The organism is Pedobacter sp. GW456-11-11-14-TSB4, assembly GCF_059424425.1.
In genome coordinates this window covers 57,647-75,022 of record NZ_JBWKZK010000006.1, presented here as the reverse complement: position 1 = coordinate 75,022, position 17,376 = coordinate 57,647, and the positions used below count along the sequence as shown (strand labels likewise).

Here is a 17,376-nt window from a genome sequence, read left to right as displayed (position 1 = left end):
TGTATTATTTGATAACAAAAATGAAAAATTACATTTTCTTGATAGGTGTATGATATAGGTTATAACCTTAAATTATAATGTTACAAATTAATCAATTTGATAATTTTCTTGTAATGATTTGACATGAAGTAAAGCCTTGATTCCATAAACTGATTAAATGTAAAAAAGCATTAGCCAGCACATTTACAATTACAAGAGTCTAGTTTCTAAAACATTCTACCAATAAAAAAATTCCATTTGAAATAGGTGCAATATTAATATAGTAAAATAATATGGAGATATGAAAAAGATTAAAGTGGAAACCAAAATATTTTTCCATAACAATATTCTATAATTGTAATGATAAAAAATTCTAGTGAATTAAAGATAATTGAATATTGTTGTTAGAAGTTTCTTGTTAACAACGTATTTTTTTATATTGGACTAATAAAACTAAAAAACGCTGATTAACAAAATTTCTTTTATAAGTTCTATAGCTACTGATAATTGTATACTGTGATGGATTTCCTTAGTTCCTAAATTTGTAAAATTGAAAAAAAGAATACACTTCTATAAACAAAGAGACCGAAATGATTGTGGTCCAACCTGCTTAAAAATTATTGCTAGATACCACGGTAAAAATCTTAACATACTGAAATTAAGAAAAATTTGCGGAATAACTTCAACAGGTGTAACTTTTCTAGATTTATATGATGCCGCTAATGAACTTGGGTTGGAAGCCGTCGCATTAAAACTTTCTATAAATGAGCTTACTAAAGTTAACCTACCATGTATCCTCCACTGGAGACAAAATCATTTTGTGGTTCTCTATAAGATAAAAAATAATGCTTTCTACATATCTGACCCTGCAGTTGGAAATATAAAATTAACAACTGAAGAGTTAAAAATGAATTGGATTTTTCAAGATTTTAGTGATAAAGGAAATGCACTGTTACTTGAGCCAACCAAAAAGTTCTTTGAAATAATGGACGATGAAATACCTAAGCTAAGCTGGAAGTTTGTCACAGAATACCTATTTACTTATAAAAAATTATTAGCCCAGATTGTACTTGCATTGGGTATTTCGACCATTTTCCAGCTATTGACGCCTTTTTTAACTCAATGGATAGTTGACACTGGAATTGCTTTGAAAGACATATCCTTTATTCAGGCTATACTTATTGCACAACTTGCAATATTTGTTGGCGCTACAAGTGCAGACTTTTTACGGTCATGGATACTTTTACACATTAGTACTCGTGTGAACATAGCTATTTTAACTGACTTACTAATTAAAATAATGAAATTACCTATCAGTTTTTTTGACTCAAAAACAACAGGTGATATAGTGCAAAGAATATCTGATGTGAAGCGAATTGAAAGATTTCTAACTGGCTCAGCATTGTCAGTATTCTTTTCTATCCTCAATTTTCTTGTATTTGCAATTCTTATAGCTTTTTACAATATCAATATATTCCTCGTCTTTTCCTTTTTTACAATTTTATACGTTTTTTGGATAAAATCATTTCTTAAGAAAAGAAAGGCACTTAACTACGTAGAGTTTTCAAATGGAACTGACAACCAAAATTACCTGATAGAATTAATTGAAGGTATGAAAGAGATAAAATTAAATAATGCAGAAACTGTGTATTTCAGTAAAAGTATCCACCCTGTTTCGTTCCAAACTGTCCAGCCCGAAGAGGGCTTTTTCTTTTTAGGCCCTTTCCATCCAGAAGAGAATCTCGCTGCCCAGATCCAGAACCGGCAGTTCCCATCAGGTTCCTTTTGCTCCGCAAAAGGCCAGGATCACCTCAATTTCAACATCACGTTGCAGTAATAGATATAGGTAAGTTGACAGCAGAAAAGACCTGTCATTTTTAGCGTTTAGAGAAGCCTGGATTTACTTTCAGTATGCAGGATGAACGATGAGTCCAGAAGACATCATCAACGTATCAAAATGCCTTAAAATCAGCCGAATGCACACTTTCAGGCGAAATGGAGTGAACACTTTGGAGCGAAAGATGTGGCCACTTTGCAAAAAAAGATGCGGCCACTTTTGGAATAACCCCCACAATATCATGCACTATAACAAATTCACCATTATTCTCGCTAGTTTGTGCTATGAAAGGAAATTGTAGATTCTCGAGCTCTTGAGCTTTTATATTTAAAGCATAATTTCTAATTTGAAAACTGTTAAGTACATCGCTAATTGAAAGAAAGCTTCCGTACTCAGGATGCATTTGGAGCTCATTAATTACTTCTTTTTCGTTAGCCTTGACACTGTAGGATCTAAGAAAATTGATTAAAACGAATTCTATGTTTTCAAGACCACTTAAAGCAAACATATAAAGCATTAATTAAATTCATCAGTTAAATTATAATTTTTTTACACCCGCTTTCCAACAAAAAACCCTAAGTAAATGTATTTTTTTTAATTTGTATTTCCAAAAAAAGATATTCGACAAGAGCTATTTTTATTTATCTACTTAATAAAAATCATTAATATAATCAGACCTTATATCAATAACAATCTAATTGGTATTATGGAACATTACAAGTATGTATACCTAAATTGCAGACGTCTGTCTAAAAATTTATCGTAAGATAGCGCAAATGATCATTATCTAATGTCTCCGATCAAACTAAAATTAAATCCGAGATATTTAAAAAGATCTCCAACCAGGAAGAGGTGCTTATGAAATGCTGCCAAAAATTTGTTATAAGACATCTTATTTTATATTTTAGATAAAAATTATTTTGTCACTAAACATCAACCACTACTAAGCTAACTAATATGAAAAAAATCATTATATTAATTTCTCTAACAGTATTGAATTACAATATCTGCTTAGCTCAAAAATCAGAGCTCGCTGTCGGGCATGCTATTTATAACTTTATTCATTTAAGAGACACTACACAAAGGGATAAACCATATGAAGAAGAATTAAATCTATTCATAAGTAAGACTTCAAGTTTTTACAGTAGTGCTGATGCAGTTAAAGATAAAGCAATGATCGACAATCAGATTCAAGAACAGCTGAAAAACGCTGTTGATCCAAATAAAGTGAGCTTTAATATTTCTGGAAGTAGGCAAGTTACGACAAGCGAATACTTTCAGTTTCTTGCTGAGAAAAAGTTATTTGTAAAGCAACTCTTAGGAGGAAACCCCTTTTTAATTGAACAAAGCCTACCAAAAATGAATTGGCAGATAAAAGGGGATACCTTAACTATTAAGGGATTAAAATGTCAACTTGCAACAACAGTCTTTGGTGGCAGAGACTATAATGCTTGGTTCTGCGCAGACATGCCTTTCCAAACTGGCCCGTGGAAGTTCAATGGGCTCCCTGGACTAATAATTTCGGTATACGATACTAAAAATGAAGTAAGTTTTAAACTTCAATCATTTAGTGATGTGAGAAGCAAAAATATCTTACTTACGTTACCTGACGATGTTATTAAAATTACCCCAGAAGAGTTTGCGAAATTAGAGAAGCTTGAAAGAACAGATCCTGCAGCTTTCTCTAAGATGGTAGGACCAGGTAAAAATACTGGACCATTTGCTAATGTCGATAGAAGCAAAATTAGCTCAATTAGTATTAAAAAACCTAAGGCTTCCTTTAGTAATGTTATAAACAACCCTTTAGAATTACCTTCAATTAAATGAGGCAAATTGCATTCATTGCCTTTATTTTATTAACTAGCCAGACGATTAGTTTAGCCCAAAAGATTGAGGGAAAAGTGACCGATAGTCTATCAAAAAATATTTTTTCCGCTAGTGTAAATTTGATCAGAAGCAGTGGAACAATCATTTCTTATGCCGTTACTGACGAAAATGGGAGGTTCAACTTAACATTGCCTGCAAATACTGATACAACAAACCTAATGTTTAGAATAAGTTGTATAGGGTATAAGCCTATTCTAAGAAAAATGTCTGGTTTCGAAAATTTCTATAACTTCAAATTAACAGAAGATGCATACCATTTACAAGAGGTTTCGATTACAAAGGTGAAATCTGGCATTTCATTGAATGGTGATACTGTCGATTACCTGGTTTCAAAATTTAGTACTGAACAAGATATGGTTATAGGCGATGTATTAAAAAGGATGCCCGGAATTAAAGTTGATGCAAATGGGAAGATAAGTTTTAACGGAAAACAAATATCTAGTTTCTACATTGAAGGTGACGATCTTTTAGATGACCGCTACAATATAGCAACCAGATCAATACCAGCTTCTGCAGTTGAAAAGATTCAAATATTACAAAATCACCAAGCAATTAAGATGCTCCAAGGCAAGGAACTAAGCGATAAATTAGTTTTAAATCTTAAACTTAAAGATAATTCAAAGGTACAACTACTTGGACAAGCAAAGGCGGCGCTAGGAACTCCTGAAAAATACGATGGAGATTTGAACCTAATGATGTTTAAAAACAAGTTTAAAGCAATAAATTCTATAAAAGCCAACAACATTGGAAATGATGTATCCTCTGACATAATCTCCCATAAAACAAATGATGAAAGACCTACAATGTTTGGAGATCCTGTCGATCAATTATCCATTGGAAGCACTGGCGATCCAAACCTTCCTTCTGAGCGTTTTTTGTTCAATAAGGTCACATTATTGAATATCAATAATTTAATAAAATGGGGCGAGGACATTCAGTTCAAGTTCAACGTATCTTATCTAAATGACACTCAATCTAGAAAAAATGAATCTGAGACCATTGTTCAATTACCACAATCCCTGATTTCTTATAACGAAACCCAGGTTACAAAGACCAGATTAGATTTAGTACATTTACAAGCAAATTTAAATATTAATAAAAAAAATATATATTTGAATAATACACTGAAATCTGACTTTAACAGAAATATTGGCAGGTCTACCCTCGCTGCCAATAATCGGGTCACAGATCAAAATCTATCAAATTTGCCAGCAAGTTTATCTAATGAAATTAATCATATGACTATCTTGAATTCTGGATTAATTTTAAACTCTTACTCCCAAATAAGTATTTATAAGGCTCCTGAGATCTTATCAATAACGCCCGCTCCTAGCGCAAGCATTTTCAATAACGGTATGCCATATTCCAATGTAGAACAAAGTGTCTCAATACCAACCCTGAATTTCAATAACAACATAACTTTCAAATACCCCATAAAAGGTGTAATGATAGACTTTAAAACAGGACTGAATTTTCAACAACAAAATTATAACTCTACTCTTTCTTTCCTGCCATCTGGTTCATCTATTAGAGTAAATTTTCCTAATGGTTTAAATGACGTTTATTGGAGACAAACTAAGGCGTACCTCGAACCCCGTTTACAAATTGCGGGCAAAAAGCTTATAGTAGACTTGGAACTTCCGATCTTTTTTCAAACAACCAAATTCTCGCAAAGAACCAATAACGTTGAAACAACAAATTCTCAAGTATTCTCTACCCCGAAAGTTAGTTTGAGATATAAATTAGATGTTCAGAAAAGTGTAGAGTTGACTTATAGGTTATCCAATGATTTTGGAGAAGTGAGCGATTTGTTCAGCGGGCTAGTTTTAACCGATTATAGAACTTTAATTTCAAATTCGGGGATCCAAAATCAACGTACTGCCCACATGACCAATTTGAACTATAAAATGTCCAAAGTAGAAAAGTTATTCTTCATGAGCGTTGACTTACAATTATTATTGTCAAGATCAAATATAATTAGCTCAAATACAACAGATACAAACTTCCTAAGTCAAGAAATGTTACCAGTTGAAAATAATAATCGAAACATATCTATTTATACTTATTTTAGTAAGTATTTGTTTCCACTATCTTCAACATTAACTGCAAGTCCGTTCTTCTCTTCATTTTCACAGAATATTTTGCAAAACGGAGTCTTTCTCCCCATTAAAACAAATGTTGCAGGTTTAGGTTTAGGAGTCGAGACTAAAATAAATGATAAAATATCTTTTAATTATAATGGTAAGTTTAGCAACGTAGACATATCAAAAGATTTATTTAACAGACAGATTAGTCATAAGTTTGCTGTAAATTACATTCCCCTAAAAAACCTTTTTTTTAAATTATCGTCTGAAAGAGGGAATATTAAACAGTCTAATGTAGAAGAGCAATTTTATACTTTTGTTGATCTTTCGAATAGATATCAGTTTAATAAGAAGAAATTTGAAATTGAGTTACGGGCTAATAACATATTGAATACCAAAACATTTGTTTATTCAAATCAGTTACAAAATACCACCACTTTCAATACTTATACTATTCCTGGTAGAATATTTTTGCTAAGTTTCCTATTTAACTTTTAAGCATTCTTATTCTAGAAATAAGTTTTAATCCTTTTTTAGCTTTAGAAAGCGTTACTCTCTTCTTTACTTATAGATTATTGACTATTTCATCCTCATTTTAACTAGTCTATATGGATCCATTATAACATCCGTCTTCACGAGTTCATCAGGTTTTAAGTGATAAATGAACTTTCTAAGTTATTCCCAAAAATCATTTTCTCCAAAATAATTAAATTTTTTAGTCAAATTCGTGTGCAAATCGTGTGCAAATAAAAAGCCCCACTCGGACGGAGTGGGGGCTAACTCACTGATTGTGAGCTCCCTCTGCTGGGCTCGAACCAGCGACCCTCTGATTAACAGTCAAACTCAATTACATTGGGTTATAACCCGGTTCATCCACCAATCGGTAAAGTTACGATTGTAATCTTTGCTAGATATTGAGATGAGATGGAAACCCAATGCCTTGACAAGTTAGCCGAAGATTCCCAACCGTTATGCCAAGAGGCATCACAAAAATGCTATTGCGGGGATAGGGAGAAGAGCATTGAGGAAGTTATTGAAGGCCTGACAGACCTTATCACCATCCTCTCGCAAAAATTGGATATCCTGGATGAAAGGTTTAATCGCATTGAATACATAAACAAAAAAATCAACGAAATACATGCACTGCACTTTCCAAAAGATGCACTTGAAAAAGAAAAAAACCTGACGGAAAAATTTCTCGCGGAAATATTGCTCGGCATACCAAGAAAACGCAAAAAATAGCGTTGTCTAAATTTTCGGGATAGTTTTATCGTTCTTTACAAACTTCAAAAGATCCTTTAGATAAGTTTCGGTCTCGACCAGACTTCCATGTCTGTTGGCAGCACAGATTTCGGCCAACGTCCATCCCGCCTTAAATTTCTTTACATTGGAAAAATGCTTGAAGGAATATAGCGTGTAGTTTTTCTTATCGAGCTTTGTGGCCTTTAAGCATTTCTGGAAACGGTTGTAAGGTGTATTTTCCCCTATCCTCTTTTCGCTAATAATCGTTTCGGTCGAGCCCAGTAAATAATCAGTGTCTTCATGGGAAGATAATTTAAGTGCTTTCAGTTCACGGCTCAGGCTTTCATCAATACTAACAGGCAAGGACTTTTTATTCTTGGAAATGCTTGCAGGAACGGTAATCACACGCTGAGCAAGATTGATGTGCTTCAATTGAAGATATCGCAGTTCTTTAGGCCTAATGCAGGTATAGTATATCATCTTCACAAAGAAAAGACAATACTGGTCGTGCTCATTCAGCCATTTCATAATAGCCTTAAAGTCCTTATCGGAAAACACCTGATGCGATTCGGTCGGGATTTTTGTTCTGGTCTCGATATCGGTCACGGGATTTTCAGCGATATATTTGTTGATCTTTAGGTACCTGAAATAATTGTTAAGGATGATCCTTGAGCTGTTATAGGTAACTCCAGTCCATTCGCGTTTCCTTTCCATGAAGTTTAGAAACTCGGTAATTTCATAATCTGAAATTTCACTTACCCTTTTATCAGGTCCATAATAGGCAAGGAACTGATTGATCTTTGATAGATAAGATTGACGGGATTTCTTTCTTGTTCCCTTTGCAATATGGTATTCTTCAAAAAGATCTTTGGCGGCTTCTAGGGTCAGAGAGGATACCTGCCTTTTCAGTCTATCGTTCGCCTTTTCATCAATCGGACTCCATCCGCCCTCTAATGCAATCTTGTAAGCATCACATAATCTGGTAAACTGTTTTAGCTTTTCTTTGGGGTCTTTGAGCCTATTGAGGTTTTTGGTCGGTCTGAAACGTTCCATTTTATCTGTTTCAGCATTATGGAAAAAGAATTCTACATACCAGTTCTGTTTGGCCTCTTCCTTTGCCCATGTGCTGCCCTTTGGAACGGTTGTGACCCGTTTTCCTTTGACCAGTTTAGGAATAGTATAAGGTATTTCTGGAGCTGCCATGTAATCTAAAGATAAGCATTGTGGCTGACTTCTGACTAAATTAACATCTGATAATCGTCTAAAAGACTGATTATCAGATGTTTTACAGGCATTCGTGGAGAATGCCGGATTACCCACCGCTGTTTCTGGCCTAATTTCGATGTTTTCCGAATTTGGCTGACTTTTGGCTGAGTAGGTATCTGATAACCTACTAAATCGTTGATTATCAGATACGTTACGGGTCTTGGTGGAGAATATCGGATTCGAACCGATCACCTCTTCACTGCCAGCGAAGCGCTCTAGCCAAATGAGCTAATCCCCCTTTTATGTATTTACTACCAGAAACAATCATCCCTTTCAAGCCGAGCGAAGCGCTCTAGCCAAATGAGCTAATCCCCCTTTTATGTATTTACTACCCGAAACAATCATCCCTTTCAAGCTGAGCGAAGCGCTCTAGCCAAATGAGCTAATACTCCATATTTTGAACAAATGTAATAAAACTTTTATGCTTGCAAAAGATATTATGTAAAACCGTATACAAGTATTTTCAACAAGAGTATAAATTGATTGATACAATTCCCTGTAATTTATAAAAAAATTATGGCAGTCTTTTATATTTATTAATTTAGAGTTAAATTAACCTATTGTATCATCCCTATCTAATCACACAATCTTTATACAGAAATAATGCGTTAATGGTTCATGAAATGCCTACAATAATCTTGAGGCTTCATTAACTATGCCCTTATTTTTGTACATCCTAGCCGCTCACCCTATGTTAAAATACATTAATAAAAAGCTCAAAATTTTGTTTTTAAACGACCCAGACCCGCTAAACAAAGTTAGAGCACAATTTTTAATAAATGCTTTATTAATTAGCCTATTTATCATCTTAATTACCTTACCAACTTTTTATTTAAAAATTAACTCTACTTTTCTTTTAACAAGATCAATTTGTATTGCTCTTTTTCAGTGTTATTTAATTTGGCTTTTATTAAATACTACACGGTGGAAGTTAGCTGCTCATTTTTGTTGCATATTATTGGCACTTTTAATAGGGACTAATACCTTTATTAATTTACAAGGAGTAAAAATTATATCCTTACAATGGATGCTCCTCTTAATTATTTTGGGCTATTATCTTTTAGGCACTAAATGGGGCATTTTCTATTCTACCATTAGTCTTAGTTTTATGCTTTTCTATTTTGTTATTTACGGTAAAGATGCCATGACAAATGTTGGAGCAAAAGAAGCGAATACATTTGCCTTTTTAAGCGTATTCTCATTTAATTTCCTCCTTATTATTTATGTGCAATATCATTTTTTTAATGCTTTTAACCTAACAATTAACCGCCTTAACGAAAAGCAAGCAGAAGAGAAACTGCTCAATGAAAAATTAAAAACCGCAATTTTGTTAGCTGAGCAATCTGCCAAGGCAAAAACTTATTTTCTCTCCACTATATCTCACGAACTTCGCACACCTTTAAATGGCGTCATAGGGATGACTGATATACTGTTATTGGATAACCCTCGAGATGATCAATCTGAAAATTTAACGCTATTAAAATTCTCTGCCAACAATTTGCTAACGCTTATAAATGACGTTTTAGATATCAATAAAATTGAATCTGGAAAAATAACGCTAGAAAAAATACCCTTTAAAATTATTCAATTAATTAAAAGTATTGCTGCAGGTTTTAACTTTAAAGCGGCCGAAAAAAATGTAGAATTTGTTTTAGATACAGATGAAAGCCTTAATAATGTTGCTGTAATTGGAGACCCTACTAGGCTTACTCAAATTTTGATCAATCTAATTGATAATGCACTAAAATTTACCGAAAATGGAAGTGTAAACGTTAAAATAAAAATTATTAATTGTACCGATGATGTTATTCAAATCCAATTTTGCATTAGCGATACAGGTATTGGAATCCCTAAAGATAAACAAGAAATAGTTTTTGAGTCGTTTTCTCAAGCCTCCAGCAGCACAACAAGAAAATATGGCGGCACAGGTTTAGGTTTAGCTATTGTAAAGAATTTATTGGAATTGCATCAAAGTAAAATAACAACGATTAGTGATGAGGGAGTTGGCACAACATTTATGTTTGATATTAACTATAAGTTACATAGGTTTGCAATGGAAACAAACAAATTAGCGCCAAGTTTATCAAGCTCCAATATGAACATCAGCAATCTATCTATTTTAGTGGCCGAAGATAACCAAATGAATACGCTTTTAATGAAAAAGCTTTTGGCTAAATGGGATATAATTCCTGATTTTTCTAGCAATGGCGTAGAAGCCGTTGCTGCGTTTAACAATAAGGACTATGACTTAATTTTGATGGATATACACATGCCATTAATGGATGGCTATGAGGCAACTGCGGAGATCAGAAAGCATCCTGATCAAGCTAAAGCAAATATACCTATTATAGCGCTTACAGCCTCAGTAGCATTAGATGCTAGAGACAAAATTACCAGTGCTGGGATTGACGATTTTGTATCCAAACCGTTTAACCCCGAAGAGCTAAGGAGCAAGCTAGAAGAAATTGCTAGCAAGCTATAAATGAAAAAGGAGACAAAATTTGTCTCCTTTTTCATTTTATTATTTTTTCTCTGTTGAAAATGAATAAGGGAATGAACTCTCGTTTGTTCCTCTTGTTTTATTTGGCGTAGCCGACATGTTAAAGTCTAAAACTGCTCCTTTAAGCAAAGCGGAATGACTTAACCAATTTTTATCGTAAGTAGCGCCATTCACTTTTAATGATTGCACATATCTATTATCAGCACTATTTGATGGTGCATTAATCACAACCGTTTTACCATTTTCTAATGTTAAAGTTACCTTTTTAAATAATGGTGCGCCAATTACGTATTGATCTGTAGCTGGCGTAACCGGATAAAAACCTAATGCCGAGAATACATACCAAGCAGATGTTTGCCCGTTATCTTCATCGCCACAGTAACCATCTGGAGTGGCTGCATATAACCTATTCATCGCTTCGCGTACCCAATATTGGGTTTTCCATGGTGCCCCACCATAGTTATACAAATAAATCATATGTTGTATTGGTTGATTCCCATGAGCATACTGCCCCATATTTGCAATTTGCATTTCTCTAATTTCATGAATTACACCTCCATAAGCGCTTTCGTCAAAAATTGGAGGCATAGAAAAAACAGAATCAAGTTTTTCTACAAATTTTGCATTTCCACCCATCAGCTTTGCTAAACCAGCAACATCCTGAAAAACAGACCATGTATAGTGCCAACTGTTACCTTCGGTAAATGCGCCGCCCCATTTGAACGGACTGAAAGGAGATTGGAAAGTTCCATCAGCATTTTTACCTCTCATTAAACCAGACGCTGGGTCAAACAAGTTTTTGTAATTCATGCTTCGTTTTGCATAAATATCAATTTCACTTGCTGGTTTGCCTAGTGCTTTACCAAATTGGTAAATTGCAAAATCATCATAAGCATACTCTAAAGTTTTGGCTGCATTTTCTCTAACTTTTACATCAAACGGAACATAACCTAACTCATTATAATATTTAACGCCAGAACGTCCAACTGCTTCCATTGGGCCTTCATTATTTGCGCCATGTTTTAAAGCTTCCCAAAGTATTTCCGTATCGTAACCACGTAAACCTTTAATATAGGCATCAGCTACTACAGAGGCAGAGTTATTACCAATCATGATATTTGCATAACCTGGACTGCTCCATTCTGGCAACCAACCACCCTCTTTGTAATCGTTAATTAATCCTTCTTGCATTTCTTTGTTAATAGAAGGATAAACCATATTTAAGAAAGGATACAAGGCCCTAAAAGTATCCCAAAAACCTGTGCCGGCAAACATATAACCTGGCAAAACATTTCCATTGTATGGGCTCCAATGTACAATTTTGTTATTGGCATCAATCTCATACAATTTGTTAGGGAAGAAAACTGCACGATATAATGATGAATAAAATGTACGGGTTTGATCTACAGTCCCACCTTCAACTGCTAATTTGCCTAAAGTTTTATTCCATATGCCTTTTGCTTTATTTTTTGTTGCATCAAAAGTATCTTTTGCAATTTCTCTATTCAAACTAATTTCTGCTTGTTCAAAGCTGATAAAAGAAGATGCTACCTTTGCATGCACTTGTTCGCCTTTAGTTGTTTTAAAACCAATAACAGCCCCAGAATGATCACTTTGTAATTCTAAATCTGTATTGTTCAATTGAGCGCCAGACCAAGTTTTAGAAATAGCAAAATCTTTATCAAAAATGATAACGAAATAGTTTTTAAAGTTTTTTGGCAAAGGCCCACGAGCGTATTTAGTTGTATAACCGATAATTTTACGCTCAGAAGGAATAATTTTAATATAAGAACCTTTGTTTAATGCATCTACTACTACAAATGCACTATCGGTTTTAGGAAAGGTAAAGCGAAACTGTGCCGCTCTTTCAGTTGGTGTAATTTCTGTGGTTACATCTGCATCTGCTAAGTAAACGCTGTAATAGTAAGGTTTAGAAATTTCTGCTTTGTGGGTAAACCAACTTGCTCTTTGATCTTCAGTAAACTTTAACTTGCCAGTAACAGGCATAATGGCAAAAGCGCCATAGTCGTTCATCCATGGCGAAGGTTGGTGTGTTTGTTTAAAGCCTCTAATTTTATCAGCATCATAAGTATAAGCCCAACCATCGCCCATTTTACCAGTTTGCGGAGTCCACAAATTCATTCCCCAAGGCACACCCACAGCTGGGTAAGTATTTCCATTAGATAATGATGGTTTAGATTGAGTTCCCATTAGGGGATTTACCCACTCCACTGGATCAGTTAGTTTACCTACGGTTTGGGCAGATAAACCGAAACCAGCAAAAACCAATGCTACGGTTAATATTCTTTTAATCATTTTATGTAATTTTTATATCTCTTAAATTTTAAAATCTCTTACTTAAACACCGGGATTGGAGGCATAAGCAGCCCATAGTTCATCTATTGTTTTACCAGTTAAATCAACCCAAATATTTTCCTTATAAGTATGATTTCGCATAGCCGAATCTAATTTAACAACAATTCCATTATTGCCATTTACTTCTAACCAATTTAAAAAACGGGCTGTAATTCTATAGGCATTTTTATAATTATGTTCTGGTTTAAATGCAGGCAGGGCCCATTTAGCTCCAGCATTATCAATACCATATTTGTAACGAACATAATCTGCAATGCCTTCGGTTAACCAGCCTGGACCACCACCTCTGCCATAATTTTGTACTACGTGCATAACTTCGTGGGTTACTACGTCAATATCACCAGGGTGTTTTCTAAACCAATCTGGGTTATAAACAATTCTACCTCCTCCAGTTGCTGCAACGCCGTTATAAGCTGTATCTATATGAAAAGTTACCACCTTATCTGTTTTTTTATTAAAATCATTTGCCAGTACTGGATAAACTTTAAAAAAGGTTTCAACCATTCTTTTCTCTAATACTGGATCAAAGTTAACGTCGTTATTTTTAAAAATTAGGGTATATCCTTTTTCCTTAAAAGTTTTGGTTTCTTGAGCTCTTACATTTATAAAAGCAACAATTAACAAAATAAATAAAATCGACTTGTTCATGTTTTTTGGTTTATAATGATTGATAGGCATAAAAGATGCTAATTCCATACCGCTTTTTGATTGGTTAATTTTACTTCTGGCGATTTAGAATAACTAGACCATAATTCATCCAACGTTTGTCCAGTAATAGCTTTCCAGCTGTTTTCAGTATATACTTTTCGTCGCAATTGGTCGTCTAAAGTTTTTATGATCCCTTTTTTGACGTTGTTTTCTAACCAAACAAAAAACCGAGCAGTTATACGATAGCTATTTTTATAAGATTGTTTTTCGTTAAATGCTGGCAAACTCCATTTAGAACCAATATTATCATACCCGAATTTATATCTTACATAATCTGCAATGCCTTCGGTTAACCAAACCGGCCCAGATCCGTAGCCATATTCTTGCACCACATGCATGCCTTCATGAGTTACCACATCTACATCTGTCGAATTTTTTTTCATATACCCTGCACTAAATAAAATACGGCCTCCACTTGCTTCTGCAACAGCTTTGTAAGCAGTGTCTACCACAAACAACACTTCTCTTTTTGCTTTTTTATTATATTCCTTAACCAATTTGGGATAAACAGCGAAAAATGTTTGTGTGAGTTTATTTTGCAGATCTGGAGCTATAGCTGGGTCTTTGTTTACAAATACTAAAGTGTAACCTTTTTTTGTTGTAGTATCTGATGAAACCCAATTAGCCGAAAGTGCCGACTGAAGTTTGCTTTTTATCCTATCAGGATTGCCATTAATCCAATTGGCACTTAGTGAAACGTCACCTTCTTTAGCAATGATATCTTTATCTAGTCCCGACCTAATTGTTAAGTTCACTTCGCGTTTGGTTCTGTATCCATCTGCACGAGCAAACGCTGGATACGTATCAAAAAAAGCATCAATTAGTGCTGTCTTAACATCAACTTTATCAATTGCTGATGGGTTTGTAATATTTAGTGTGAAACGATCTCGCTTTATAGTTTCTGTTTGCGCCTTAACAATAATAGTGGCAAAGAGCAAAAACGTTGTGAGTATAGAAATTGACTTGGTCATTTATATGTGTTTTTATCAAGCTTTAAATTTGAGTAAAAACGCAAGCCTTAAAAAAAGCATGCGTTTTACTAACTAACTAACTAACTAACTATATGAAGAGCATTTAATTTTTTTGTAATCAACTTTACAACATAAAACGTTTTACTCAAAATCTTTAAAGTTGAATTATTTACAGCTTAGGCTGTGTTTTATTTTAACAAATGTGGCTTCTCATTATATATCTTCCATAAAAACTCACCAAATAAGGTATTTGCCCAAGCAAACCAACTGCGGGTAAAGTTTTTAGGATCATCTTTGTGGAAACTTTCATGCATAAATCCTTTTCCACCGTGTGTATTTTTTAACATAGTGATACATTTTTTTATTTCTGCATCATTTATAGATGTTAACCCTTGCATGGTAATTGCCATTGGCCAAATCATGTCGGGTCCAATATGCGGCCCTCCTACTCCCTCTGCAGCAGTTCCTTTAAAAAAGAAAGGATTATTTTCTGAAAGGATGAATTTTCTAGTGTTTTTGTAAATTGGATCATTTACATCTATAGCTCCTAAATATGGCAAAGAGAGCAAACTAGGCACATTACTATCATCCATCATGTAAGCACTTCCAAAACCGTCTACTTCAAAAGCAAACATTTTACCGAACTCGGGATGATCTTTTATCGCGTATTTTTTTAACGCAGCATCTACTTCATTCGCCAAAGCAGTTAATTTATCTGCCAATACTTTATCACTATGTAAAACAGTTACCATTTCTGCAGCTTGTTTTAAACTTCCTAAAGCAAAAAAGTTAGATGGTATTAAAAAAGGGTAAATCGTTGCATCATCGCTTGGTCTAAACGAAGAACAGATTAACCCTACCGGTTTAACAGGAAAGCCATATCCATTCATAGATAAGGTATCAGTAGGATACAAACTCGCTCTTTGAAAGCGATAAGGACCTTTACTAGTTTTGCGTTGCTGCTCTACAAATGTTTGATGGATTAATGTTATTGATTTTTTCCAATTGGCATCAAAAGGTGTTTTATCTCCTGTTTTTTTCCAATAATGATAAGCTAAGCGAATAGGATAACATAATGAGTCTATTTCCCATTTACGCTCATGCACACCTGGTTTCATTGCAGTTTTATCAGATTTCCATTCGCCAACCTTTTGCTCATCATTGTAAAAAGCATTGGCATATGGATCTTTAAGAATATATTGTGTTTGGCGATTGATCACGCCAGCGATTAAATCTTTTACCTTTTTCTCTTCATTTGCAAATTGTAAGTAAGGCCAAACCTGTGCAGAGCTATCTCGCATCCACATGGCATCAATATCTCCAGTTATTACATAGGTATCTGGCTTGCCATCTTTTAAACCATGTGTTACTGTGGTATCTAGCGTATTTGGAAAACAGTTTTCAAAAAGCCATCCTAATTCTTTATCAGCAACATTAGCTTGAAATTTTTTAATTGCATTTTCTACTGCTAAGCTAGTAAAATGACGTTTACCAGCCTCTACCCTAACCACCGGAAAATCTGACGTTCCTGCAAAAGAGAATTTCGAAGCTAAAACTCCAGCTCCTAGTAAACTTGTATTTTGTATAAATGTTCTTCTTTTCATAATTAAACTTATTAGTGCTGTACAATTTTTGATTCTTCTATCACAGATTTCCAACGGCTTGCCGCCCCAATCAATTGTGCATGTTCATTTAACTTCGTTATTTTGATTACTGTATTTAAATGATAAGCTTTTAAATTTTCTATTAGTGGTGGCCCAAACAGATCAAATGATTTAGAAATATTACCTCCTAAAACCACAACTTCTGAACCAGTATTTTTTATAAAATCTGCCAAGAAGTGGCCCAATGCTCTTCCAAATTCATTAAAAACCTGTTTTGCATAAGGATCAATTTTTACCATTGATGCCAACTTTTTAACACCATCAACTTCTTTACCGGTTAAATCAGTATATTTTTTTAAGAACCACCTGGTTGATAAATAATCTTCGGCAATGCCACCCAAAAATTTAGAATTCCATAATTCTGCATCCTTAGCAATACCATTTATAGCAGTTGCCGATCCTAAACCTGTACCTAGTGTGATGCCTAAAGCATTGCTATAACCCTTTGCAGCGCCATAATTTGCCTCACCGTACATAAATGAAGCAGCATCATTAACAAACTTGATGTTAGCCGCTGATATATTTAATCGCTCTGCCAATTCTTTTTTAATATTTAATCCAAATAGCGAATTAAACTTATCTTGATCTTTGATTAACGAAATACCATTAGTGTAATCAAACGGGCCTGGCATAGCTATACCTATCCTGCTATTTTCGTTTAAGGCACCACCATTGGCACTTCTTATTACTTTACACCATGCAGTTAAAATTGCTTCTTTATCATTTCTTGAGTTAACATCATTTCTCTTAATAGAATCTTTAACTAAAATTCCTTTATCTAAATCAACTATTGCCGCGGTTATATGCGAGCCACCAATATCCACACCTAATACCGTAGGGTTTTCCATTCTCTCTTATTGTG

The 17,376-nt window shown here is 34.3% G+C and carries 12 protein-coding genes and 1 tRNA gene; 5 read left to right on the top strand and 8 right to left on the bottom strand.

Annotated features, from left to right (window positions below):
* Window positions 1–529 precede the first annotated feature (529 nt).
* Complete coding sequence (locus AC07XU_RS17095; RefSeq protein WP_494944843.1) at window positions 530–1,816, top strand: cysteine peptidase family C39 domain-containing protein; 1,287 nt, start codon at window positions 530–532, stop codon at window positions 1,814–1,816.
* Between the two features lie 115 nt (window positions 1,817–1,931).
* Here AC07XU_RS17095 and AC07XU_RS17090 read toward each other — a convergent pair whose 3' ends face one another.
* Entirely contained in the window at window positions 1,932–2,324 is a 393-nt protein-coding gene (locus tag AC07XU_RS17090; RefSeq protein ID WP_494944842.1) for a cysteine peptidase family C39 domain-containing protein, read from the bottom strand.
* Between the two features lie 449 nt (window positions 2,325–2,773).
* Here AC07XU_RS17090 and AC07XU_RS17085 point away from each other — a divergent pair, with 449 nt between their 5' ends.
* The 3 genes from AC07XU_RS17085 (at window position 2,774) to AC07XU_RS17075 (ending at window position 7,029) form a co-directional block, all read left to right on the top strand.
* Window positions 2,774–3,643: a GLPGLI family protein gene (locus tag AC07XU_RS17085; RefSeq protein ID WP_136878287.1), complete on the top strand. Its 870-nt coding sequence runs from the start codon at window positions 2,774–2,776 to the stop codon at window positions 3,641–3,643.
* Between the two features lie 263 nt (window positions 3,644–3,906).
* Window positions 3,907–6,285 carry a hypothetical protein gene (locus tag AC07XU_RS17080; RefSeq protein WP_494944841.1) on the top strand — a complete coding sequence of 793 codons (2,379 nt, stop codon included), beginning with the start codon at window positions 3,907–3,909 and terminating at the stop codon, window positions 6,283–6,285.
* Window positions 6,286–6,711: 426 nt separating this feature from the next.
* Window positions 6,712–7,029: a hypothetical protein gene (locus tag AC07XU_RS17075; RefSeq protein ID WP_494944840.1), complete on the top strand. Its 318-nt coding sequence runs from the start codon at window positions 6,712–6,714 to the stop codon at window positions 7,027–7,029.
* 6 nt (window positions 7,030–7,035) lie between these two features.
* Here AC07XU_RS17075 and AC07XU_RS17070 read toward each other — a convergent pair whose 3' ends face one another.
* Together AC07XU_RS17070 and AC07XU_RS17065 are read right to left on the bottom strand one after the other, a co-directional pair.
* Window positions 7,036–8,232, bottom strand: coding sequence for a tyrosine-type recombinase/integrase (locus tag AC07XU_RS17070; RefSeq protein ID WP_136878284.1), 1,197 nt, complete (start codon window positions 8,230–8,232; stop codon window positions 7,036–7,038).
* Between the two features lie 224 nt (window positions 8,233–8,456).
* A tRNA-Ala gene (locus AC07XU_RS17065) sits at window positions 8,457–8,533 on the bottom strand.
* Window positions 8,534–8,986: 453 nt separating this feature from the next.
* On the opposite strand from AC07XU_RS17065, the gene AC07XU_RS17060 reads away from it, so the two are divergent.
* Window positions 8,987–10,777: an ATP-binding protein gene (locus AC07XU_RS17060; RefSeq protein WP_494944839.1), complete on the top strand. Its 1,791-nt coding sequence runs from the start codon at window positions 8,987–8,989 to the stop codon at window positions 10,775–10,777.
* A 39-nt stretch (window positions 10,778–10,816) separates the two neighbouring features.
* On the opposite strand, the gene AC07XU_RS17055 is transcribed toward AC07XU_RS17060, so the two are convergent.
* From AC07XU_RS17055 to AC07XU_RS17035, 5 genes are all read right to left on the bottom strand, one after another.
* Window positions 10,817–13,111, bottom strand: coding sequence for a GH92 family glycosyl hydrolase (locus AC07XU_RS17055; RefSeq protein WP_494944838.1), 2,295 nt, complete (start codon window positions 13,109–13,111; stop codon window positions 10,817–10,819).
* Between the two features lie 42 nt (window positions 13,112–13,153).
* On the bottom strand, window positions 13,154–13,867 hold the full coding sequence (locus AC07XU_RS17050; protein WP_494944837.1) for a basic secretory protein-like protein: 714 nt from the start codon (window positions 13,865–13,867) through the stop codon (window positions 13,154–13,156).
* Entirely contained in the window at window positions 13,858–14,850 is a 993-nt protein-coding gene (locus AC07XU_RS17045) for a basic secretory protein-like protein (protein WP_494944836.1), read from the bottom strand. The genes AC07XU_RS17050 and AC07XU_RS17045 overlap by 10 nt, the downstream gene beginning before the upstream one ends.
* 188 nt (window positions 14,851–15,038) lie before the next feature.
* Window positions 15,039–16,454 (bottom strand): glycoside hydrolase family 125 protein, encoded by a 1,416-nt coding sequence (locus AC07XU_RS17040; protein WP_494944835.1) that lies wholly within the window; start codon window positions 16,452–16,454, stop codon window positions 15,039–15,041.
* A gap of 11 nt (window positions 16,455–16,465) precedes the next feature.
* On the bottom strand, window positions 16,466–17,362 hold the full coding sequence (locus tag AC07XU_RS17035) for an ROK family protein (protein WP_494944834.1): 897 nt from the start codon (window positions 17,360–17,362) through the stop codon (window positions 16,466–16,468).
* Between the last annotated feature and the right edge of the window lie 14 nt (window positions 17,363–17,376).